The 21,298-nt window shown below is 72.3% G+C and carries 19 protein-coding genes; 14 read left to right on the forward strand and 5 right to left on the reverse strand.

Translation table 11 applies throughout. The features are described from left to right. Nucleotides 1-29: 29 nt before the first annotated feature. The 10 genes from ACFHPP_RS15825 (at nt 30) to ACFHPP_RS15870 (ending at nt 11,815) form a co-directional block, all read left to right on the forward strand. On the forward strand, nt 30-2,036 hold the full coding sequence (locus ACFHPP_RS15825) for a TonB-dependent hemoglobin/transferrin/lactoferrin family receptor (protein ID WP_437164213.1): 2,007 nt from the start codon (nt 30-32) through the stop codon (nt 2,034-2,036). A gap of 17 nt (nt 2,037-2,053) precedes the next feature. After that, complete coding sequence (locus tag ACFHPP_RS15830) at nt 2,054-3,097, forward strand: hemin-degrading factor (RefSeq protein ID WP_437164214.1); 1,044 nt, start codon at nt 2,054-2,056, stop codon at nt 3,095-3,097. Next, a complete protein-coding gene (locus ACFHPP_RS15835) occupies nt 3,094-3,957 on the forward strand; it encodes a heme/hemin ABC transporter substrate-binding protein (protein WP_437164215.1) in 864 nt (287 codons plus the stop codon). The genes ACFHPP_RS15830 and ACFHPP_RS15835 overlap by 4 nt, the downstream gene beginning before the upstream one ends. Nucleotides 3,958-4,031: 74 nt before the next feature. Then, nucleotides 4,032-5,045, forward strand: a complete 1,014-nt coding sequence (locus ACFHPP_RS15840; RefSeq protein ID WP_437164216.1) for a FecCD family ABC transporter permease — start codon at nt 4,032-4,034, stop codon at nt 5,043-5,045. Then, nucleotides 5,042-5,845, forward strand: coding sequence for a heme ABC transporter ATP-binding protein (locus tag ACFHPP_RS15845; RefSeq protein ID WP_437164217.1), 804 nt, complete (start codon nt 5,042-5,044; stop codon nt 5,843-5,845). Before ACFHPP_RS15840 ends, ACFHPP_RS15845 begins: the two co-directional genes overlap by 4 nt. A gap of 41 nt (nt 5,846-5,886) precedes the next feature. Then, on the forward strand, nt 5,887-7,590 hold the full coding sequence (locus tag ACFHPP_RS15850) for a ShlB/FhaC/HecB family hemolysin secretion/activation protein (protein WP_437164218.1): 1,704 nt from the start codon (nt 5,887-5,889) through the stop codon (nt 7,588-7,590). Nucleotides 7,591-7,615: 25 nt separating this feature from the next. Then, nucleotides 7,616-8,827, forward strand: a complete 1,212-nt coding sequence (locus tag ACFHPP_RS15855) for a CoA transferase (protein ID WP_437164219.1) — start codon at nt 7,616-7,618, stop codon at nt 8,825-8,827. A 1-nt stretch (nt 8,828) separates the two neighbouring features. Beyond that, entirely contained in the window at nt 8,829-10,502 is a 1,674-nt protein-coding gene (locus tag ACFHPP_RS15860) for an acyl-CoA dehydrogenase family protein (RefSeq protein ID WP_437164220.1), read from the forward strand. A gap of 60 nt (nt 10,503-10,562) precedes the next feature. Beyond that, nucleotides 10,563-10,742 carry a hypothetical protein gene (locus ACFHPP_RS15865; protein WP_437164221.1) on the forward strand — a complete coding sequence of 60 codons (180 nt, stop codon included), beginning with the start codon at nt 10,563-10,565 and terminating at the stop codon, nt 10,740-10,742. 125 nt (nt 10,743-10,867) lie between these two features. Beyond that, nucleotides 10,868-11,815: a peptidoglycan-binding domain-containing protein gene (locus ACFHPP_RS15870; RefSeq protein ID WP_437164222.1), complete on the forward strand. Its 948-nt coding sequence runs from the start codon at nt 10,868-10,870 to the stop codon at nt 11,813-11,815. Nucleotides 11,816-11,873: 58 nt separating this feature from the next. Here ACFHPP_RS15870 and ACFHPP_RS15875 read toward each other — a convergent pair whose 3' ends face one another. The 5 genes from ACFHPP_RS15875 to ACFHPP_RS15895 form a co-directional block, all read right to left on the reverse strand. Further along, nucleotides 11,874-13,205 carry a TRAP transporter large permease gene (locus ACFHPP_RS15875; protein ID WP_437164223.1) on the reverse strand — a complete coding sequence of 444 codons (1,332 nt, stop codon included), beginning with the start codon at nt 13,203-13,205 and terminating at the stop codon, nt 11,874-11,876. A 2-nt stretch (nt 13,206-13,207) separates the two neighbouring features. Then, a complete protein-coding gene (locus ACFHPP_RS15880; protein WP_437164224.1) occupies nt 13,208-13,738 on the reverse strand; it encodes a TRAP transporter small permease in 531 nt (176 codons plus the stop codon). Between the two features lie 273 nt (nt 13,739-14,011). Continuing rightward, nucleotides 14,012-14,995, reverse strand: a complete 984-nt coding sequence (locus ACFHPP_RS15885; RefSeq protein WP_437164225.1) for a TRAP transporter substrate-binding protein — start codon at nt 14,993-14,995, stop codon at nt 14,012-14,014. 72 nt (nt 14,996-15,067) lie between these two features. After that, nucleotides 15,068-16,630, reverse strand: coding sequence for an ABC transporter substrate-binding protein (locus tag ACFHPP_RS15890; RefSeq protein WP_437164226.1), 1,563 nt, complete (start codon nt 16,628-16,630; stop codon nt 15,068-15,070). Between the two features lie 5 nt (nt 16,631-16,635). Next, nucleotides 16,636-17,073: a CBS domain-containing protein gene (locus ACFHPP_RS15895; RefSeq protein ID WP_437164227.1), complete on the reverse strand. Its 438-nt coding sequence runs from the start codon at nt 17,071-17,073 to the stop codon at nt 16,636-16,638. A 165-nt stretch (nt 17,074-17,238) separates the two neighbouring features. Here ACFHPP_RS15895 and ACFHPP_RS15900 point away from each other — a divergent pair, with 165 nt between their 5' ends. The 4 genes from ACFHPP_RS15900 to ACFHPP_RS15915 are packed head-to-tail and all read left to right on the forward strand — an operon-like array spanning nt 17,239 to nt 21,193. Next, nucleotides 17,239-18,327, forward strand: a complete 1,089-nt coding sequence (locus ACFHPP_RS15900; RefSeq protein WP_437164228.1) for an Ldh family oxidoreductase — start codon at nt 17,239-17,241, stop codon at nt 18,325-18,327. A 14-nt stretch (nt 18,328-18,341) separates the two neighbouring features. Then, entirely contained in the window at nt 18,342-19,238 is an 897-nt protein-coding gene (locus ACFHPP_RS15905; RefSeq protein ID WP_437164229.1) for an isocitrate lyase/PEP mutase family protein, read from the forward strand. Further along, nucleotides 19,235-19,954, forward strand: coding sequence for a haloacid dehalogenase type II (locus ACFHPP_RS15910; RefSeq protein WP_437164230.1), 720 nt, complete (start codon nt 19,235-19,237; stop codon nt 19,952-19,954). The genes ACFHPP_RS15905 and ACFHPP_RS15910 overlap by 4 nt, the downstream gene beginning before the upstream one ends. A gap of 57 nt (nt 19,955-20,011) precedes the next feature. Further along, nucleotides 20,012-21,193 carry a class I SAM-dependent methyltransferase gene (locus ACFHPP_RS15915; protein ID WP_437164231.1) on the forward strand — a complete coding sequence of 394 codons (1,182 nt, stop codon included), beginning with the start codon at nt 20,012-20,014 and terminating at the stop codon, nt 21,191-21,193. The last annotated feature ends 105 nt before the right edge of the window (nt 21,194-21,298 follow it).

A 21,298-nucleotide genomic window follows, 5' to 3' on the forward strand; every position in this document is an offset into this window, starting at 1 on the left:
CCAGGCCACCCTCCGCCCGGAGCATCCGCATGGCTTTCGCACGACTGGCTTCCTCCACCCTCAGCGCGGCGATCTTCGCGCTGGCAGCCTCACCGGCGGGGGCGCAGACGAATCCTCCCGGCGCCGTCACGGCGCTGGATGCCATCACCACCACCGCCACCCGCACCCGCGCCGTCTCCGGCGATGTCGCGGCGCCGGTCACCGTGGTCGGGCGCGAGGAGATCGAGCGGCGCGACGCGCGCAGCGTGGTGGATCTGATCCGCGACATCCCCGGCGTCGAATCCTCCGGCGTGCCGCGCACCACCGCGCTGCAACCCGTGATCCGCGGGCTGGGCGACGAGCGCATCGTGCTGCGCACCGATGGCGCACGGAACAACTTCAACGCCGGCCATCGCGGCCGCACCTTCGTCGACCCGGACCTGCTGCGCCAGGTGGAGGTGCTGCGCGGGCCGGCCAGCACGCTGTATGGCTCCGGCGCGCTCGGCGGCGCGATCTCGCTGCGGACGATCGAGGTGGAGGACATCCTGCAGCCGGGCGCGGCCTTTGGCGGCACGCTCGGCGCTGGCTGGCAGAGCCAGGGCAGCGGGCCGCGCGGCAGCCTGGCGTTGGGTGCGCGGGCCGGTGATTTCTCGCTGCTGGGCGCCGTTGCGGGCTTCACCAACGGCAACTTCACGGACGGGCGCGGCACCACCATTCCCTATACGGGCGACGATGCGGTGTCGCTGCTCGGCAAGCTGGGCTGGAATCCGGGCAACCACCGCTTCCAGCTCTCGGCGCTGCGCTTCCGCGACGACCACCAGATCCCGATCTCGGCCAACACCGCGACCACCACGGGCATCACGGATCGCGACACGGTCTCGGAAAACCTGTCCTTCCGCTGGTCCTACGAGGATGAGGCGCTGCCCTTGTTTGCGCCCCAGCTTGTCCTGTACCGCACCCATGTGGACCTGACGGAGCAGCGGCTGACCGGGGCGCGGGTGCGCGACCGGACGGAGCTGACCACGATCGGCCTCGACGCGCAGAACACCTCCCGCTTCGGGCTCGGCCCGACGCGGCATGCGCTGACCTTCGGCACGGAGATCTACCGGGACGAGCAGGAAGGCCGCGCCAATGGCCTGGCGCGCGCGCAGTTCCCCTCCGCCGAGCAATCCGTCACCGCCTTCTTCGTGCAGGACGAGATCAGCCTCGGCGCCTTCACCCTGACGCCGGGCGTCCGGCTGGACCGCTTCGAGCAGGAAAGCCCGGACGGCCGCAACGACCGCAGCTCCGAACGCGCCTCGCCGCGCGTGGCGCTGGCCTGGCAGGTGACGCCCTGGCTGCAGCCCTATGTCAGCTATGCCGAGGGGTTCCGGGCGCCGTCGCTGACGGAACTCTACGTCGCCGGGCAGCACTTCCCGGGCAACACCTTCGTGCCGAACCCGAACCTGCGGCCGGAGGTCTCCCGCAACAAGGAAGCCGGCGTGAACCTGCGCTTCTCCGACGTGATGCAGCCGGGCGACCGGCTGCGGGTGCGGGTCGCGGCGTTCCGCAACGATTTGGACGACTTCATCGAGCAGACCGTGCTCCGCAGCACCACCGTCTCCGCCAACGTCGCGGAGGCGCGGATCGAGGGCGTGGAGGCGGAGGCGCAGTATGATGCGGGGCTCTGGTATGTCGGCCTCGGCGCGGCGGCGCTGAAGGGCGACAACCTGGTGACGGATGAGCCGCTGGCCTCCATCCCGGCGCACCGGGTGACGCTGTCCGCCGGCTACCGCTTCCTCGACCAGGGCGTGACGGTCGGTGGGCGGATCACGGCGGCGGCGGAACAGGACCGGGCGCCGAACCGGCCGGGCGTGGCGCAGCAGACCTCCGGCTACGGGCTGGTCGACCTGCATGCGGCCTGGACGCCGACCTTCGCGCCGAATGTCCGGCTGTCGGTCGCCGTCGACAATCTGTTCGACCATGCCTACCGGCGGTCCAACTGGAACAGCGACCCGGCGCCGCCCTTCTACGATGTCGGCCGCAACATCCGCGGCGCGCTGCGCGTCAGCTTCTGAACCGGGGGATCTTCATCATGCCAAGCCTGAACGAACGCCATGCGGAGCTGCTGCGGAACGGGCCGGCCGGCCAGGGACCAATCCGTGCGCGCGATGCGGCGCAGCGCCTCGGCACGACGGAGGCGGCGCTGGTCGCGGCCGGCGCCACCGGCACGGCCACGGCGCTGAGGCCGGACTGGGGCGCGCTGTTCGCGGCGCTGCCGCGGCTCGGGCGGATCATGGCGCTGACGCGGAACGAGAATGCGGTGCATGAACGGCACGGCGCCTTCCAGGACGTGACCAGCGGGCCAGGGCACATCCTGGTGCTGGGGCCGGATATCGACCTGCGGCTGTTCCCCGGGCGCTGGGCGCATGGTTATGCGCTGGGCGGCGAGCGACCCTCGCTGCAGATCTTCGATCGCGACGGCACGGCGGTGCACAAGGTGTTCGCGACCGCGGACACCGACCGCGCGGAATGGGACCGGGTGGTGGCGGAATTCGCCACGCCGCTCGCCGCGCTGCCGCCGATGGCGCCGCCGGAGCCGGTGGCGAAGCCGGCGGAGACGCCGGTGGATACGGCGGCGCTGCGCGGCGAATGGCAGGCGCTGCGGGACACGCACGACTTCATCACGCTGCTGCGCCGGCACAAGGCGAGCCGGCGGCAGGCCTTCCTGAATGCGGGCGAGGACCTGGCGCTGAAGCTGCCGGCGGCGGCGGGGATCGCCACGCTGCAACGCGCGGCGGAGGCCGAGGTGCCGATCATGGTCTTCGTCGGCAACCGCAGCGCCATCCAGATCCACACCGGCCCGGTGACCCGCCTGCGCGCGACGCCCGGCTGGTTCAACGTGCTGGACCCCACCTTCAACCTGCACCTGCGCGAGGCCGGCGTGGCCGAGGCCTGGCGCGTGGTGAAGCCGACGGAGGATGGCGACGTCACCTCCATCGAGCTGATGGATGCCGATGGCGAGGTCATCGCGATGCTGTTCGGCGCCCGCAAGCCGGGCAAGCCGGAACTGCCGGAGTGGCGGGAGCTGGTGGCCTCGGTCGCCGCTTCTCCCTGGCCCGCCGAGCGCGCGGCATGATGCGGCGGCGCGCGCTGCTGGCCGTGCCGCTGGCGCTGCCCGTGGCGGCGCGCGCGGCCCTGCCGCGGCTGGTCTGCGTCGGCGGCGCGGTGACGGAGACGGTGTTCGCGCTGGGGGCCGGCGCGCAGGTGGTGGCGGTGGACAGCACCAGCCGCTTCCCGGCGGCGGTGCAGCGCCTGCCGCAGATCGGCTACCTGCGGTCGCTCGCGCCGGAGGGGCTGATCTCGCTCGACCCCGACCTGCTGCTGCTGTCGGACGAGGCCGGGCCGCCTCAGGCACTCGCGGTGCTGCGGGCGGCGGGCGCGCCGCTGTCCATGGTGCCGGATGGCGCCGGTGGCACGGCGGTGGTGCGCAAGATCGAGGCGGTGGCGCGGGCGCTCGGGCGCGATGGCGCGGCGCTGGCGGCGACGGTGGCCGAGGATTGGCGGGCGCTGGATGCGCCGATGGCGGCGCTGCGGCCGGTGCGGGCGATCTTCGTGCTGTCGGCGTCGCGCGGCGCGCCGCTGGTTTCGGGGCGGGACACCCACGCCGATGCGCTGCTGCGGGCGGTGGGGGCGGAGAACTGCGTGCGGGAGTACAGCGGGTACCGGCCGCTGTCCGCCGAAGCGGCGGCCGCCTTGGCGCCGGAGGCGGTGGTGATGATGGACCATGCGCTGGCCGAGGCGGGCGGCATTGATGCGGTGCTGCGGATCACGGCGTTGGCGGTGACGCCGGCGGCGGCGGCGCGAAGGGTGGTGGCGCTGGAGGGCGGCTACATGCTGGGCTTCGGGCCGCGGGCGGCGCATGCGCGGCGGGATCTGGCGGCGCTGCTGCATCCGGGTGCCGTGCTGCCGATGCTGCCGGCGCGCGACTGGGTGTGACGGCTCGGGCGGTCCCCCTCACCCAACCTTCGACGCAATGCGTCGAACCCCCCATCGGGGGGAGAGGGCTATTGGTGCTGGGGGGTGGGGCGCTGTTGCTGGTGGCGGCGATGGCGGCGGGCGTGCTGCTGGGGCCGGCGGGCATCTCGCCCGGCGGGCTTTCGGCGGTGCTGGCGGATGCGCTGGGGTTGTCCGAGTTGCCGGATGCGTTCCGGCGCGATGCGGCGGTGCTGGGGGTGATCCGGGCGCCGCGCGTGCTGATGGCGGCGCTGGTCGGGGCGGGGCTGGGCGCGGCGGGGGCGGCGATGCAGGGGTTGTTCCGCAACCCGCTGGCGGACCCCGGGCTGATCGGCGTTTCCGCCGGCGCGGCGCTGGCGGCGGTCGCGGCCATCGTCTTCGGCGGGACCGTGTTCGGCGCGGCGGCGGGCGCGCTCGGGCTGTGGCTGCTGCCGGTGGCGGCGTTCTGCGGCGGGCTGGCGGCGACGCTGGTGATGGTCCGCCTCGGCCATGTCGGCGGCGTCACCGGGGTTGCAACGCTGCTGCTGGCGGGCGTCGCGGTGAATGCGCTGGCGGGCGCGCTGACCGGGCTGCTGATCTTCACCGCGGATGACCGCCAGGTGCGCGACATCACCTTCTGGACGCTCGGCAGCCTGGCCGGGTCGCGGTGGGAGCAGGTGCCGGTGGTGGCGCTGCTGGTCGGGCTACCGGTGCTCGGGCTGTGTGCGCTGGCGCGGCCGCTGGATGCGCTGCTGCTGGGGGAGGCCGAGGCGTTTCACCTGGGCCAGCGCGTCGAATGGGTGAAGCGGGTGGCGGTGCTGCTGGCGGCCGTCGCGGTGGCGGCGGGTGTCGCCTTCACCGGGTTGATCGGCTTCGTGGGCCTGGTGGTGCCGCATCTGCTGCGGCTCGGCTTCGGCTCCGGCCACCGGCTGGTGCTGCCGGGGTCGGCGCTGCTGGGCGCGTCGCTGCTGGTGCTGGCGGACCTGGTGGCGCGCAGCCTGGCGGCACCGGCGGAACTGCCGGTGGGGGTGGTGACGGCGCTGCTCGGCGCACCCTTCTTCCTGTGGCTGCTGCGGCGGGCCGGGGCGTGATCGCGGCGCGGGACATCGTCGTGCGGGCCGGCGGCCGGGCGCTGCTGGACCGTGTCTCGCTGGAGGTCCGCGCCGGCGAGGTGCTGGTGCTGGCCGGGCCGAACGGCGCCGGCAAATCGACTCTGTTCAAGGTCCTGGCCGGGGAACTGGCGCCGCAATCCGGCACCGCCACGCTGGACGCCTTGAGGCTGCGCGACTGGCGCCCGCTGGACCTGGCGCGGCGGCGCGCCGTGCTGGCGCAGCATGTGGCGCTGGCCTTCCCAATGCCGGTGCGGGCGGTGGTGGCGCTGGGCCGCCTGCCCTGGCACGGCACGGCGCAGGCGGCGCGCGACGCGCAGGCCATCGCGGCGGCGCTGCGGGAGGCCGATGTGGCGCATCTGGCGGGCCGGGCGCATGCGACGCTGTCCGGTGGCGAGCGTCAGCGCGTGCACCTGGCGCGCGCGCTGGCGCAGCTCGATGGCGCGGTGATGCCGGCGGCGCTGCTGCTGGACGAGCCGACGGCGAGCCTCGATGCCGGGCACCGCGCCGCGCTGCTGCGCCGGCTGCGGCGCCTGGCCGGGCGGGGCCTGGCGGTGCTGGTGGTGCTGCATGACCTGCAGGAGGCCGCCTTCGTGGCGGATCGGGTCGCGCTGCTGGAGCAGGGCCGCCTGGTCGCCTGCGGGCCGCCGGCCGCGGCGCTGGACCCCGCGCTGCTGGAACAGGTCTATGGCCTGCCCTTCCGCCATGTCCCGGGGCTCGGGCCGATCCCGTTGCTGGCCGGCCAGGATGCGGCCCAGGATGTGGCGTTGACGCTAGGATAGAAAATCCGCAAGGGTGATCCCGCCTGGATTGTGGGGGTCGGGTGAAGGCGCGGGGCGTTCGCGGGGTTTTCGGGCTGGCGCTGGCGCTGCCGGTCGCGGGCTTCGCCCAGGGCACGCCGCCGCCGCAGCCGGGGCTGATCGAGCGCATCGCGCCCGCCCCTGCCCCGGCGCTCGGCCCGGCGCTGCTGCCGCCGGAACCGAGGGCGACCACCGGGCCGGGGGCGCAGCGCGGCGTGCGGCTGGGCGCGGTGCGGCTGGCCGGCAACACGGCTCTGGATGCGGCGGCGCTGCGGCCAGGATTTGCCGGGCTTGAAGACCGGATCGCGACGCTGGCGGAGATCGAGGCGGCGCGGCTGGCCGTACTGTCCGCCTATCGCGCCGCCGGCTTCGCCTATGTCGCCGTCGCGGCGGGCCTGACCGCCAACGCCTCCGGCAGCGCCGACCTGGTGCTGACGGTGACGGAGGGGTTCATCGCCGGGCTGGCCATGGAAGGCGACATAGGGCCGGCGGAGCGGCAGGCGCGGCGCTTCTTGGAGCCCCTGGTCGGCCAGCGCCCCCTGCCCCACGCGGCGCTGGAACGGGCGCTGCTGCTGGCCGGCGACATCCCGGGCATCGAGGCCAGCGGGTTGCTGCGGCCGGCGGAGGGGGACCCCGGCGCGCTGCAACTGGTGGTGCGGCTGGCGCGGCGCGCCGTCTCCGGCTTCGCCACACTGGACAACCGGGGCCATGCCTCGACGGGCGCCTGGCAGGGGTTGCTGGTGGGGCAGGCCAACGCGCGGGGGTCGCGGGGCGAAAGCGGGCAACTCGCACTGTTCCAGACCGATGGCCATGGCCAGAGCTTCGGCCAGGCGGGCGCCGAGATGTTCCTGGGCGGCTCCGGCCTGCGGCTGCGCGGCTTCGTGGGCGCCGGGCGGGCGGCGCCGGGCGGGACGCTGGCGGCGCTGGGCTATGCCGGGGAGACGCGGGTGGCGGGGGTGGCGCTGGCGCATCCGCTGGTGCGGTCCCGGCCGCGCAACCTGACGCTGACGGCGCAACTCGATGCCTTCGAAAGCCTGGTGCGGCTGCGCCCGGCCCCGGAGGCACCGCGCGAGCGGGCCAGCCGGGATGCCGTGCGGGCGCTGCGCCTGGGGCTGGAGGGCGAGGCGCGGGATGCCCTGGTGGATTGGGCCCCGGCGGCGGTCGTCAGCACCCTGACGCTGCGGCTGAGCCGGGGGCTGGAGGCCTTCGGCGCCAGCGACGGCCGCCACGGCACCAGCGCCCGTCTCGGCAGCGACTTCGGCTTCACGCGGGTGGTGGCGGAGGCCTCGCGGACCCAGCCGCTGCTGCTGCCGCTGCCGGGCTGGATGCTGTCCGCCAACGTCGCGGGGGCGGTGCAGTGGAGCGACGATGTGCTGCCGCCGGCGGAGAAGTTCTACCTCGGCGGCAACCGGCTGGGGCGCGGCTTCCATGCCGGGCAGGTGGCGGGGGACCGGGCGCTGGCCGGGACGCTGGAGCTGCAACTGGCCGGGACGCTGGGCGGGCTCGGCACGCAGTTCTACCTGTTCCGCGACGAGGGACGGGCGCGCGATGCGGGGGGCGAGGCGCGGCGCCTGGCCTCGGTCGGCGGCGGCCTCCGCCTGCAACTGACGGAGGCGGCGCAGCTGGAGCTGGAGGCGTTGCACCGCATCACCCGCACCCCCGAGGGCGCCAATGTGCGCCAGCTTGCGGAGGAGGCGGTGTTTACCCGGCTGCTGCTGCGGTTCTAAACCCACGCGACACTGGGAGATTCGCATGACCGGCATCCTGAGCGACCTGCGCGTGGTCGAGGTCTCGGCCTTCATCGCAGCGCCCATCGGCGGCATGACACTCGGGCAAATGGGGGCGGAGGTGATCCGCATCGACCCGATCGGCGGCAACATCGACTACCGCCGCTGGCCGCTCGCCCCCTCCGGCACCTCGCTCTACTGGACCGGCCTGAACAAGTCGAAGCGCAGCGTGGCGCTGGCGCTGCACAAGCCGGAGGGGCGCGAGATCGCCCGTGCGCTGATCTGCGCCCCGGGCGAGCATGCCGGCATCCTGCTGACCAACCTGCCGGCCAGTGGCTGGATGAGCCATGAGGCGCTGTCGAAGGACCGCGCCGACCTCATCATGCTGCGGCTGACCGGCAACCATGATGGCTCCGGCGCCGTGGACTACACGGTGAACTGCGCCAGCGGATTCCCGATGGCGACGGGCACGGGCGCCGAGCCCGTGAACCACGTGCTGCCGGCCTGGGACATCGCCGCGGGGCTGTACCTTTCGACCGGCCTGCTGGCGGCGGAACGCGCGCGGCGGCGGGACGGCCAGGGGCGCGAGGTGACGCTGGCGCTGTCCGACGTGATGCTCGCCTCCGTCGCGACGCTCGGCTACGTCGCCGATGTGCAGGTGAACGATGCGGTGCGGCCGGCGATGGGCAACGATCTGTACGGCGCCTGGGGGCGCGATTTTCCGACGAAGGATGGCCGCCGGGTGATGGTCTGCGCCATCTCCAACCGGCAATGGGCGGCGGTTGGCAAGGCCACGGGGCTCGCCGGGAAGATCGCGATGATCGGGCCGATGCTCGACGTCGATTTGAACGACGAGGGCGGGCGGTTCGAGGCGCGGCACGCCATCAATGCGGTGCTGGCGCCGTGGTTCGCCCGGCACACGCTGGCCGAGATCGGAGAAGCCTTTGCCGGCAGCGGCGTGCTGTGGGGCCCCTACCAGGATTTCGCCCAGCTGGTGCGGGAGGATGCGCGGTGCTCCAAGGCGAACCCGATGTTCTCCGAGATCGAACAGGCGGGTGTCGGGCGCATCCTGGCGCCGCGCGTGCCGTTGGGCATGGCGGAGAATGCGCCGGCGGCGCCGGCCCCGCGCCTTGGCGAAGATACCGATCGGGTGCTGGCGGAGGTGCTCGGCCTCACCACCTCAGCCATCGGCAAGCTGCATGATGCCGGCACAATCGCCGGCCCCGGAGGAGTCTGACATGGACCAGATCGTCGCCACCATCGGCACCGCGCGCGACCTGTTCGGCCATGCGGGTGCGGCGCTGGCCGCCGCCGAGCGGCTGCATGAGGAAAGCCGCCGTGCCATCGCCACGCTGCTGGCCCCGGCCGGGAAAGTCGATGCGGCATTGCTGGAGCGGCACCAGCTCGCCGGCCATGGCCTCGCCTGGCAGGCGACCTATGTCGCGGCGCTGCGGGAGACGCTGCGCTGGGCGCAGCGGCTGGACCAGGCGGGGCGCTTCGGCGCGCTGGAACAGGGCATCCTCCGCCTCGGCTTCGCGGAATACATGGCGCAGTTGGCCGGCGGCATCCCGATGAGCCAGGCGGAGATGGTGCGGCCTTCCGACATGGGCGTGCCGCCCGCCGCGGTCGCGCGCTTCGCCGCCGAGCCCGCCATCGCGGCGCTGTCCGACCTGCCGGCGCTGGAGGCCGCGCGCACGCTGCTGGCGGCGGAGGCCAGCGAGGGCCGGCACGGCGCCGACCACCTGGAGGATGAGATGCTGGAGGCGACGCAGGCGGAGTTCCTGCGCTTCGCCGCCGCCGAGATCGCCCCCTACGCGCAGGACTGGCACCGCAAGGACGAGCTGATTCCACTGCCCGTCGTGCAGAAGCTGGCGGAGATGGGCGTGTTCGGGCTGACGGTGCCGGAAGCACATGGCGGCCTCGGCCTCGGCAAGGTGGCGATGTGCCTGGTGTCGGAGGCGCTGTCGGGCGCCTATATCGGCGTCGGCTCGCTTGGCACGCGGTCGGAGATCGCGGCGGAATTGATCCGGCTCGGCGGCACGCCCGAACAACAGGCCAGGTTCCTGCCCGGCATCGCCTCCGGTGAAATCCTGCCGACGGCGGTGTTCACCGAACCGGACACCGGCTCCGACCTCGGCAGCCTGCGCACGCGCGCGGTGCGGGAGGGCGACACCTATAAGGTGTATGGCGCGAAGACCTGGATCACGCATGGCGCACGATCGGACCTGATGACGCTGCTGGTGCGCACGGAGTCGGGCGTGCCGGGCTACCAGGGGCTTTCGATGCTGCTGGCGGAGAAGCCGCGCGGCACGGATGCGGACCCCTTCCCCGCCGCCGGCATGGCGGGCACCGAGATCGAGGTGCTCGGCTATCGCGGCATGAAGGAATACGAAATCACCTTCGACGGCTTCGAAGTGCCGGTGGCCAATCTCCTCGGCGGCGTCGAGGGGCGTGGCTTCAAGCAGTTGATGGAAACCTTCGAAAGCGCCCGGATCCAGACCGCGGCGCGCGCGCTCGGCGTTGCCCGGAATGCCATCGAACTCGGCGCGACCTATGCGCGGGACCGCAGGCAGTTCGGCAAGGCGATCCAGCATTTCCCGCGGGTTTCGGGAAAACTGGCCTGGATGGTGGCGGAGACGATGATGGCACGGCAGCTCACCTATTTCGCGGCGCGGCAGAAGGATGCCGACCGGCGCTGCGACATCGAGGCGGGGATGGCGAAGCTGCTCGCGGCGCGCGTCGCCTGGTCCAATGCGGATTGCGCGCTGCAGATCCATGGTGGCAACGGCTATGCGGTGGAATATCCGATCAGCCGCGTGCTGTGCGACGCGCGCATCCTGTCGATCTTCGAGGGGGCGGCGGAGATCCAGGCACAGGTGATCCTGCGCGGGATGCTCGGCCGGGTGAACTGACGGAACGCTCGACGTCCCGGCGCGCTGCATCGTGATGCGCAGCCGGGACATGACCAGACGATGCTGAAATGGGTGGTTGGAATCGCCGTGGCGCTGACGCTGCTGGCGCTTGTCGCGCGGGTGCTGCAGCTTGGAATCTCGCTGGCCCTGATCGGTGTCGCGGTGGTCGCCGCCGTCATTGCCGTGGTGCTCGGCTTGATCACGCGGGCACGGAGCGGCAGCGATAGCGACGCCTCGTGAAGGCGAGCCCGTCGTCTCCGTCGCAACCATTTCAGCCCTCGTAGCGTTTCCCTTCCATCAGCCGCCCCGGCCGGATCGTCGCGAGACTGGTTCAACAGGGCGGCAGCAACGGAAGGAGCGATGCAATGAACGCAAAGACGAAACTGCTGGGCGCTGCCGCCCTCGGCCTCATGGTCGCGGCTTGTGGCACCGACCCGCGTGAACGGACCACGGGTGGCGCGGCCGCGGGCGCGGCGACAGGCGCGGGCATCGGTGCCCTGGGCGGGCCTCCGGGCGTCCTCGCCGGGGCTGCAATCGGCGGCGGCGTCGGCGCCGTGACCGGTGCCACCACCGACCCGAGCGACGTGAACCTGGGCCGGCCGGTCTGGAACGACCCGCAGGCGCGCATCCCCGGCGTCACCAACAGCGGCAGCACGACGGCCACAGGCGCGGCGGCCGGCGGCGGCGGCTCCTACGGCGCCAGCACCACCCGCCAGGCACAGAGCGCCCTGAACTCCCGCGGCTACGATGTCGGTCAGGTGGATGGCGTGATGGGCCCGCGGACCAGCCGCGCGGTGCGCGAGTTCCAGCAATCCAACAACCTGCCGGCCACCGGGCGCCTCGACCGTGAGACGCTTTCCGCGCTGAACGTCAGCGGCGAGCAGAGCATGCGCGGCTCCTCCAACCGCAACGGCGCCTATATGGGCGGCGGCATGGTGGGCGGGACGCAGACCAGCCAGCGCATGACCAATCCGGACCGCAGCGGCGTGGCGACGGACGCCGACCCCGGCACCGGCGGCACCGGTGGATCGGGCGGCAGTGCGCGCGCGCCGCAGAGCCCGAACTACGGCGGCACCACGCCGACCACCGACCAGGAACGGCGCGGCGCGGCGACCGGCGCCGATCCGGGAACCGGCGGCACGGGTGGCTCCGGCGGTGGCTCCACCGGCATGCCGCGTGGTCCGGGCGTCTCCGCCTCCCCCAGCGCGGCCGGGGGCCCGCTGGAGCGGAGCGGGCGCGCGACGGATGCCGATCCGGGCACCGGCGGCACCGGCGGTTCGGGCGGCGGCGCGACCGGCATTCCGCGCCGCTGATCCTGGCGCACGGCGTCTCGGGCCGGGGGGCAACCCCCGGCCCTTTTTCATGGCCGGATCAGCTTCCCATCATCGTGTTCGGCAGGAAGGTCACGAGGCCCGGGAACAGCGTAACCAGCGCCACCGCCGCGACCAGCAGGAAGAAGAACGGCATGGTGTTGCGCGCCACCGTCATCATCGGCCGTCCCGTCAGCCCCTGCAGCACGAACAGGTTGAAGCCGACCGGCGGCGTGATCTGCGCCATCTCCACCACCAGCACCACGAAGATGCCGAACCAGATCAGGTCGAAGCCGGTCTGCGCGATGATCGGCAGCACCACGCTCGCGGTCAGCACGATCATGCTGATGCCGTCGATGAAGCAGCCCAGCACCAGGTAGATCAGCGTCAGCACGGCGATGATCATGAACGGGCTGAAGCCCTGGCTGCCGACCCAGGTGGCCATGGCCGCCGGGATGCCGGAATAGGCCATGGCCTTGGTCAGGAAGGCGGCGCCGGCCAGGATCAGGTTGATCATGCAGGACAGGCGCACGGCACCCATCAGGCTCGCGGTGAAGGATTTGCGGGTCAACGTGCCGCCGAAGGCGGACAGGGCCAGCGCGCCGGCGACGCCGAAGGCCGCGGCCTCCGTCGCCGTGGCCCAGCCGAAATAGATGCTGCCCATCACGAAGCCGATCAGCACCAGCACCGGGATCAACTGGCCGCTGACCCGCAGCTTTTCGCGGAACGGCATCGGCGGATCGGCCGGCGGCACCAGCTTCGGGTTCAGCAGCGACCAGATGGCGATATAGCCGCTGAACAGCAGCATCAGCAGCAGCCCGGGCACCAGCCCCGCGATGAACAGGCGGACGATCGAGACCTCCGCCGCCACGCCATAGACGATCATCACGATCGAGGGCGGGATCAGCAGGCCGAGCGTGCCCGCCCCGGCCAGCGAGCCGATCGCCATCGGCACGTGGTAGCCGCGCTTGGTCAGCGCAGGCAGCGACATCTTGCCGATGGTGGCGGAGGTGGCGGCGGAGGAGCCGGAGACGGCGGCGAAGATGCCGCAGCCGATCACGTTCACATGCATCAACCGCCCCGGCAGCCACTGCACCCAGGGTGCGAGGCCGCGGAACATGTCGTCCGACAGGCGGGTGCGGAACAGGATCTCCCCCATCCAGATGAACAGCGGCAGCGCCGCCAGCGTCCAGCTTGCGAGCGAGCCCCAGACCGCGCTGCCCAGCACCTTGTCCGCCGGGAAGCTCGCCATGCCGGACATCAGCAGCGGCATCGCCACCACGCCGACCAGCCCCGTCATCAGCAGGCCAAGGCCGATCCAGACGCCGAGGCCGAGGATGAGGAACAGCACGCCGAGCAGCAGCAGCCCGGCCTCCGTCTGCGCGAGGTCCATGTTCAGATTTCCCCTGCGGCGCGTTCGACGGCGGAGAGTTCGGCGGCGCGGCGATAGGACGGCGTGCCGCCGGCGAGGTGGACCACCAGGTCGTCCAGCAGTGCCACCGCGAACAACACGCAGCCGACGGCGCAGGCGGCCTGCGGCACCCAGAGCAGCCAGGGCACGGTGCCCTGGGCGACATCCTCGAACATCCAGGAATCATGCGCGAGGTCGGCGACCGACCAGCCGAGGAAGGCGGCGAGCCCGGCGCTGAGCACCAGCGCCACCGCCTCCATCACGGTGCGGGCGCGGCCCTTCAGGTGGCCGATGATGAGGTCGACGCGGATATGCGCGCCGTGGCGGAAGGCATAGGCCAGCGGCAGCAGGGCGGAACCCGCGACGGCGAAGGCCGTCAGGTCGTCCACGCCTTCCAGGTTCGCGCCGAACTGGCGGCTGACGACCTGGGCGGTGATCAGGCCGAAGATGGCGAACAGCGAAAGGGCGCCGGCGATGCCGCCGGCGAGATACAGCAGGTCCAGACCGCGCCGCATCAGGATCGCGCCCCGCAGGCGGGACAGGGAGCAGGACCGGGAGCAGGACTGGGCATGGTGGCGCGGCCTCCTTCGCAGGACGGGCTGATGAAAGCGCGGCGTGGGCCTTGGCGGAAGCGGCCCTGGGCGGGTGGATCGGCCGGCCGGCCGGCGATTGCCCAAGGCAAGGGCGGAATTCGGCCGGTGCTGCGCGGGAATGGGCCAGGAACTGGAAGGCCGCGCTGGCCCCCCTCACCCAACCCTCTCCCCCCGGTGGGGGGAGAGGGCTCAGGGTCAGGCCTTGTAGTCGGCGATCAGCTTGGCGCCGTCGGCTCCGGCACGGGCCACCCACTCATCCGTCATCGTCGCGCTGACGCGGCGCAGGCCGGCGAGGAATTCCTCGGTCGGCGGCACGATCTGCATGCCGCGCTGGCCCAGCGTCGCCTCCGTGCTGCGCTGCGCCTCGGCGCTCATCTCGTAGCCGCGGGTCTCGGCAGTGGCGGCGGCGGCGCGGACCGCGGCCTGGTCGGCGGCGGACAGCGCTTCCAGCGCCCGGCGGGACACCAGCACGGCGTTCTTGGTCATCGAGAAGCCGAGCGGGGTGAACACCTTGGCGTAGTCCCAGGCGGCGGTGTCGACGCCGGTGGCGGCGGAGGTGATCTGCGCCTGCACCACGCCGGTGGCGAAGGCCTGCGCCAGTTCGGCGGCCTGCACCAGCGTGGGCTGGGCACCGACGAGCGCGGCGAAGCGGTTGGTCGCCGGGCTGAAGGTGCGGAAGCGCAGGCCGCGCAGGCCTTCCAGCGTCGGCACCGGGTTCTGCGCATACAGGCCCGCCGGCGGCCACGGCACCATGTACAGCAGGCTGAGGCCCTGGCGCGCGAGCCGCGTCTCGATATACGGCTTCTGCAGGTCGGCGAGCTTCTTCGCCTGCGCGAAGTTGGTGACGAGCTGCGGGATCGCGTCGGCGTCGAAGAATACGTCCTCGTTGGCGTAGGCGGTCAGCAGGATCTCGCCGGCCTGCACCTGGCCGGTCTGCACGCCGCGCTTGATCTGCGGCATCGGCAGCAGCGAGCCGCCCGAATGCATCTGGATGCCGAGCCGGCCGCCGGTGGCGGCCTCGATGTCGGTCAGCATCTGGCGGATGTTGCGGGTGTGGAAATTGCCGTCCGGGTAGGGCGTGGCCATCTGCCAGCGCGTCTGCGCCGCGGCGCCGCGCGTCAGCGCGGGCATGGCAAGGGCGGCGCCGGTGGCGGCGAGGAGGTGGCGGCGGTTGATCATGGTGAAGCTGTCCCCCGGATGTTGATCTCCGTGGGTTCAGCATCGCCTCCAAAGCCCAGGCACGGCAACCCCTTAACGTGCCGGTCGCGTGCCCATGGCAACGGTCCGCTCATCCATCCGCGGCTCATGCACGAGGCCGCGGCGGGTCGCCCAGCTGTTGGAGATGTTGAACAGCGGCACCATCGCCACGTCGTCGGTGGCCAGCCGGATCGCCTGGCGCAGCACGGCGGCGCGGTCTTCCAGTTGCAGCAGCGTCGCCGCGCGGTCGGTCAGCGCGTCGAGTTCCGGGTTGGAATAGCGCGCGGCATTGGCGGCGCCGCGCTGCGCCGCGCGGTTGAAGGTGCCGAGCACGCTGATCAGGAAGCTGCCCGCCTCCCCGGTGCTGCTGCCCCAGCCGGCGAGGCGAATCGGGTATTCCTGCCGGGCGGAGCGGGCCGAATAGGCCGACCAGGGCTGCGCCTCCACCGCGGTGCGGACGCCGATCCGTGTCCACATCTGCGCCACCGCCTGCGCCGTGCGGGCATCGTTGGGATAGCGGTCGTTCGGTGTGAACAGGGTCATCCGGAAGCCCTGCGGGAAGCCGGCCTCGGCCAGCAGGCGGCGCGCGCCCTCCGGGTCGAAGTCAGGCACCGGCACCTCCGGCGCGTGGGTGGTGGTGCCGGCGGGCATCCACTGGCCGGCAGGGGCGGCGGCGCCTTCCATCACACGGTCGACCAGCGCCTCTCGGTTGACCGAGATGTTCAGCGCGCGGCGCACGCGGACATCGTCGAAGGGGTTGGCCTCCAGCGGCCTTCCGTCATTGTCCGTCACCTGCGGCGGGGCGCCGCGGCGGGACCGGTCGAAGGCGATGAAGATCAGGCGCAGGCCCTGCACCTCGGCCACGCTGACGCGTTGGTCGCGCTTCAGGCGGGCGAGGTCGGTCGACGGCACCTGGTCGATCAGGTCGACATCGCCGGCCAGAAGCGCGGAGACGCGCGCGGCGTCGTTGGCGATGATGCGGTAGGTCACCCGTTCCCACGGCAGCCGGTCGCCGAACCAGGCGGGGTTGCGCGTCAGTTCGAAGCGGTCGCCGGGGGTGGAGCCCGTGATGCGGAAGGGGCCGGTGCCGATGGCGGCGCGGCCTGCGTTGAAATCCTCCGTCCCACGGCCTTCCACCGCATGCTTCGCCACCATGGCGATGGAGCCGAGTTCCACCGGCAGCAGCGGATGCGGCGCCGCGGTGTGGAAGCGCACGGTCAACGCATCGACGATCTCGGTGCGCTGGATGGCGCGGACGAAGGGGCTGAAGCTGGCGGGCGAATTCGGAACCAGCGGCGGGCGCGCGACGGAAAACGCCACATCCTCCGCCGTGAGGGGCTGGCCGTCATGCCAGGTGACGCCGGGGCGCAGCCTGAACTCCCAGATGGTGGGTGCCACCGCCTCCCAGGATGCGGCGAGGCCGGGATATGTCTTCACCTCCGCGTCGCGTTCCACCAGGCGATCGAAGATGTGCATGGACAGGGCGAAGTTCGGCGCGGCGTTGTAGAAATGCGGATCGACGGAGGTGGGCGGCGCGGCGGTCGCGACGGTGAGGCTTTGGGCCCCTGCCCCCAGCGGGCCGAGGGAGAAGACAAATGCCAACAGGACACGCCGCATCCGGATCACCCCGCGCTTTCGACGTAGTGCCGCAATTCCTCGGCCTCGTGCAGTGCTTCCTCGATCCGCGCCTTCACCAGGTCGCCGATCGAGACCATGCCGGCGAGGCTGCCATCCTCCTCCATCACCGGCAAGTGACGCACGCGGCGGTCGGTCATCAGGGCGAGCGCCTCCGGAATGCGGGTGCGTGGCGTGACGGTGTGCAGCGCGCGGGTCATCAACTCCGCCACCGGCATGGTGACAGAGGCCGCGCCGTGTTCGCCGACGACGCGGACGATGTCGCGCTCGCTGACGATGCCGAGCACGTCGCCGGCGGAATCGCGCACCAGCGCGGCACCGATGCGGTTCTCCGCAAGCACGCGCGCCACGCTGCCGACGTCGTCATTGGCGCCGACCGAAATCACCGTCGTGCCCTTGCGGTGCAGGATGATGGCGATGGTCATGATGTTGTTCCTCCCGATGGCGCGGGCATTCACCCGGCCCTCCTCCCGCGATGGTGGCAGGGTGACGGGGGCGGTTTCAAGGATTGCATGACGTCCGGCCTGATTGACTGGGCGCCGCGCCCGGTCCACCCCTTGCGCAAATCGGCTCGGGGGAAGCAGCAGACCATGCGGGCGACGGCGGACAGCGTGCGGGCGCAGATCCTGGCGATCCTGGAAGCCTGGGGCATGCCGGGGGACCTGGCGACGGAAACCGCCGAGGTGATGGTGGACACCGACCTCTCGGGCGTTGACAGCCACGGGATCGGGATGCTGGCGAGCTACGAGGCGATGCGCCGGGCGGGACAGGTCAAGCTGAATGCGCGGCCGCGCATCGAACGCGATGGCGGCGCGGTGGCGCTGGTGGATGGCGGCGCGGGGCTCGGCCATCCGGCGGCGGCCTACGCCATGCGCATGGCGATCAAGCGTGCGAAGCAGCATGGGGTGGGCGCGGTCGCCGTGCGCAACAGCCATCATTTCGGCGCGGCGGGCTGGTATGTGAAGCTGGCGGCGCGGGAAGGCTGCGTCGGGCTGGTGACCAGCGGCACGCGGACCATGGCGATGGTGCCGACGCATGGCGCCATGCCGGTGCTCGGCACCAACCCCATCGCCTTCGCCGCCCCCGGCCAGCGGCACCCGCCGGTGGTGCTGGACATGGCGACGACGACGACGGCGGCGAACAAGGTGCGCTCCCGCGCCATGCGCAACAAGCCGATCCCGGAGGGCTGGGTGGTGGATGGCGCGGGCCGGCCGGTGACCGAGGGTGCCGCCGCCGTGGCGCAGGTGTTCGAGCGCGCCGAGGGAGGGCTTTCGCCGGTGGGCGGCACGCCGGACATGGCGAGCCACAAGGGCTACGGCCTGGCGCTGATGGCGCATATCCTGGGCGCCACGCTGTCCGGTGCCTCGTTCTCCCCGATCCGGGTGAAGACGCAGCGGCTGGAGGACCCGGACGATATCGGCCACTTCATGCTGGCGCTGAATCCCGCCGCCTTCCGGCCGGAGGGCGATTTCGAACAGGACCTCGACCAGGCCGTGGACGTGCTGCGCGCGACGCCGGCGGCCGACCCGGCGCAGCCGGTGCTGGTGCCGGGCGACCCGGAGCGCGCCGAGCATGCGGCGCGGCTGGCCGGCGGCATTCCCATCCCGGCTGCGCTGGAGGCGCAGATCCGCGCCATTGGCGAACGCGCCGGCGTGCCCTTTCTCCTCATCGAAGCCTGAAGGATCCTTGCGACATGGCCCACCCCAGCCTGCGGCAGGCGCTTGCCGCCGATGAATTCATCCTCGCCCCGGGGGTGTTCGACATGATCTCCGCCAAGGTGGCGGACGGCATGGGGTTCAAGGCGCTGTACGCGACCGGGTTCGGCGTCACGGCCTCGCATCTCGGGCTGCCGGATGCGGGGATCGCGACCTATACGGACATGGTGTCCCGCATGGGCACCATCGCGCGGGGCTGCACGACGCCGGTGATCGCCGATGCCGACACCGGCTATGGCGGGCTGCTGAACGTGCGCCACACCGTACGCGGCTACGAGGATGCCGGCGTCACCGCGATCCAGATGGAGGACCAGGAGGTTCCGAAGAAATGCGGCCACACGCCCGGCCGCAAGGTGATCCCGGCGGAGGAGATGGCGCTGAAGATCCGCGTCGCGGCGGAGACGCGGCGCAGCGAGGATTTCCTCATCATCGCCCGCACCGATTCGCGCACCTCGCTGGGGCTGGAGGAGGCGATCCGGCGCGGCAAGATGTTCGCGGAAGCCGGCGCCGACGTGATCTTCATCGAGAGCCCGGAGAGCGAGGCTGAGATGGCCGAGGTCGGCCGGCAGATCAGGAAGCCGCTGTTTGCCAACATGGTCGAGGGCGGCCGCACGCCGATCGTGCCGGCGGACCGGCTGCACGCCATGGGCTACCGCATCGCGATCTACCCGGCGGTGGGTTTCCTGACCGTGGCCGCGGCGCTGACCAAGGCCTATGGGCAGCTCAAGGCCGATGGGCATTCGAACAACATGGGCGTCAACGACGCCTACAGCTTCGCCCGCATGTGCGAGCTGATGGGCTTCCCGGATGTGTGGGAGTTCGACCGGAAATGGGCCGAGGCGGCGGGCAACCTGCCGGCGAAGGCCGCAGAATGAACGACGTGAAGGCGCTGCTGTTCGACGTCTTCGGCACCGTGGTGGACTGGCGCAGCGGCGTGGCGCGGGAGGCGGCGCCGTTCCTGGCGAAGCACCTGCCCGGCGTGGACCCGGCGGGCTTCGCCGATGCCTGGCGCCGGCGCTACCAGCCGGCGATGGAACAGGTGCGCAGTGGTGCGCGGCCCTTCGTGCGGCTGGATGTGCTGCACCGGGAGAACCTGGAGGCGGTGCTGCGCGACCACGGCCTCGACCCGACCGGCATCGCGGAGGCGGAGCTGGATGGGCTGAACCGCGCCTGGCACCGGCTCGACCCCTGGCCGGACAGCGTCGCGGGGCTGCACCGCCTGCGGTCCCGCTTCATCATCGCGCCGCTGTCGAACGGCAACATCGCGCTGCTGTTGAACATGGCCAAGCGCGCCGGGCTGCCCTGGGATGCGATCCTGGGTTCCGAGGTCTCCCAGGCCTTCAAGCCGAGCCCGGCCGCCTATCTTCGCACGGCGGAGGTGCTCGGGCTGGCCCCGGCGCAGTGCATGCTGGTGGCGGCGCATAACGGGGACCTGGCGGCGGCGCGGAAGACCGGGTTCCGCACGGCGTTCATCCCCAGGCCGACCGAGCACGGGCCGGGGCAGGACAAGGACCTGGCGCCGGCGCAGGATTGGGACTTCGTGGCGGAAAGCTTCCCGGTGCTGGCCGACCAATTGGACTGCACCGCTTGATACCGGCCTGATGCGCCGCGACACTGGCGGCGCATCACGGCAGGCTCCCGACCCTACATGTCCTTCCCGCATGACGACGCCGCCTGGGCGGACACCGCCGGCTTCCTGCGCAGCCGCATGGCGCCCGCAGACCGGGTGGTGGCGCCGGACCCGTTCCGCTGGGCGATCCCGCGCGCCGAGCGCTTCGATTCCATCGACGGCCACGCGCCGGCGGATTTCGCCTGGGTCGTGGTCCACAAGGGCGAGCTGGACCGGCTGCCGCGCCTTTTCCTGGATGCCCTGGTGGTGCAGGCGGCGCCGGTTTTCGCCAATGCGGTCTTCGTGGTCTTCGCCCAGGGCTCCGGCCTCGCCGACCTGACCGAGACCGACCACCTGCGCGCCTTCCAGGTGAACTACCAGGCGCTGCCGCCGGCGCCGGAGCCGGTGCTGCAACTGGCGGAAGCGTCGCCCGAGCCGGTGGCACCGCCCCCCGCCCCGCGCCCGCTCCCCGCGCCGGTGCGGGCGCCACGGCCGGCAAGGCCGCCGCCGCGCATCGCCGACGTGCCGCCGCGGCCCTGGCTGGTGCCCGGCGGCGAGCCGGGCGCGGCGCGCGAAAATGCATTTCAGGCGGAGCTGGACCGGCTGATCGTGGACTACCTCGGCCCGGCGGCGGGGGAGGCGGTGCTGGATATCGGCTGCGGCGCCGGCCGGCTGGCGCCACTGCTGCCGCAGGCCGCGCAGGTGACGGGCATCGACCTCTCGCCTGCCGCGATCGCGGCGGCACAGGCCCGCCATGCCGGGCTGCCGGCCTTCGGCTTCACGCGCATGGATGCGGCGCGGATGGCCTTCGACGAAGCCAGTTTCGACACGGCGCTGCTGATCGACACGGTGGAGGCGCTGGCCGACCTGCCCGCCGTGCTGGCGGAGGCCTCGCGGGTTCTGGCGCGCGGCGGGCGGCTGATGCTCAGCGCGACGAACCGGGACAGCCTGGCGCTGCGGGCGCAGCGCCGCCTCGGGCTGGCGACGGCGGAGGTCGGCTTCGGCGTGGCGGAACTCACCGGGATGCTGCGCGCCGCGGGGCTTGCGGTGGTGCGGAGCGATGGGTGCTTCCTCTCGCCAGGCTGGGCGCTGCCGGGCGCGGCGCCGGGGCTGACGGCGCTGGAGGAGGACCCGGAATTCATCGAGGCGGCGCGGCTGCTCGGCCGGCGCGCGGGGCCGGAGCACGCGCTGGCCTTCGTGCTGCTGGCGCGGAAAGGCTGAAATCAAATTCCGCGGATCGTGACCGATTCGACCTCAGGCGCCGGCGCTTTGCTCGGCTCGCCGCATTTGCGGCGGCGGCCATTCGGCCGCAGGTCTCGATCAATG

Source organism: Falsiroseomonas sp. E2-1-a20 (assembly GCF_051433195.1).
Classification (GTDB): Bacteria; Pseudomonadota; Alphaproteobacteria; order Acetobacterales; family Acetobacteraceae; genus Falsiroseomonas.

Bases quoted from the DNA above. Each gene is read 5' to 3' on its own strand.
- ACFHPP_RS15895 (WP_437164227.1), bottom strand. From the start codon at position 17,073: ATGACCATCGCCATCATCCTGCACCGCAAGGGCACGACGGTGATTTCG.
- ACFHPP_RS15905 (WP_437164229.1), top strand. From the start codon at position 18,342: ATGGCCCACCCCAGCCTGCGGCAGGCGCTTGCCGCCGATGAATTCATC.
- ACFHPP_RS15880 (WP_437164224.1), bottom strand. From the start codon at position 13,738: ATGCGGCGCGGTCTGGACCTGCTGTATCTCGCCGGCGGCATCGCCGGC.
- ACFHPP_RS15885 (WP_437164225.1), bottom strand. From the start codon at position 14,995: ATGATCAACCGCCGCCACCTCCTCGCCGCCACCGGCGCCGCCCTTGCC.
- ACFHPP_RS15835 (WP_437164215.1), top strand. From the start codon at position 3,094: ATGATGCGGCGGCGCGCGCTGCTGGCCGTGCCGCTGGCGCTGCCCGTG.
- ACFHPP_RS15855 (WP_437164219.1), top strand. From the start codon at position 7,616: ATGACCGGCATCCTGAGCGACCTGCGCGTGGTCGAGGTCTCGGCCTTC.
- ACFHPP_RS15900 (WP_437164228.1), top strand. From the start codon at position 17,239: ATGCGGGCGACGGCGGACAGCGTGCGGGCGCAGATCCTGGCGATCCTG.
- ACFHPP_RS15860 (WP_437164220.1), top strand. From the start codon at position 8,829: ATGGACCAGATCGTCGCCACCATCGGCACCGCGCGCGACCTGTTCGGC.
- ACFHPP_RS15825 (WP_437164213.1), top strand. From the start codon at position 30: ATGGCTTTCGCACGACTGGCTTCCTCCACCCTCAGCGCGGCGATCTTC.
- ACFHPP_RS15915 (WP_437164231.1), top strand. From the start codon at position 20,012: ATGTCCTTCCCGCATGACGACGCCGCCTGGGCGGACACCGCCGGCTTC.
- ACFHPP_RS15870 (WP_437164222.1), top strand. From the start codon at position 10,868: ATGAACGCAAAGACGAAACTGCTGGGCGCTGCCGCCCTCGGCCTCATG.
- ACFHPP_RS15875 (WP_437164223.1), bottom strand. From the start codon at position 13,205: ATGGACCTCGCGCAGACGGAGGCCGGGCTGCTGCTGCTCGGCGTGCTG.
- ACFHPP_RS15830 (WP_437164214.1), top strand. From the start codon at position 2,054: ATGCCAAGCCTGAACGAACGCCATGCGGAGCTGCTGCGGAACGGGCCG.
- ACFHPP_RS15890 (WP_437164226.1), bottom strand. From the start codon at position 16,630: ATGCGGCGTGTCCTGTTGGCATTTGTCTTCTCCCTCGGCCCGCTGGGG.
- ACFHPP_RS15910 (WP_437164230.1), top strand. From the start codon at position 19,235: ATGAACGACGTGAAGGCGCTGCTGTTCGACGTCTTCGGCACCGTGGTG.
- ACFHPP_RS15865 (WP_437164221.1), top strand. From the start codon at position 10,563: ATGCTGAAATGGGTGGTTGGAATCGCCGTGGCGCTGACGCTGCTGGCG.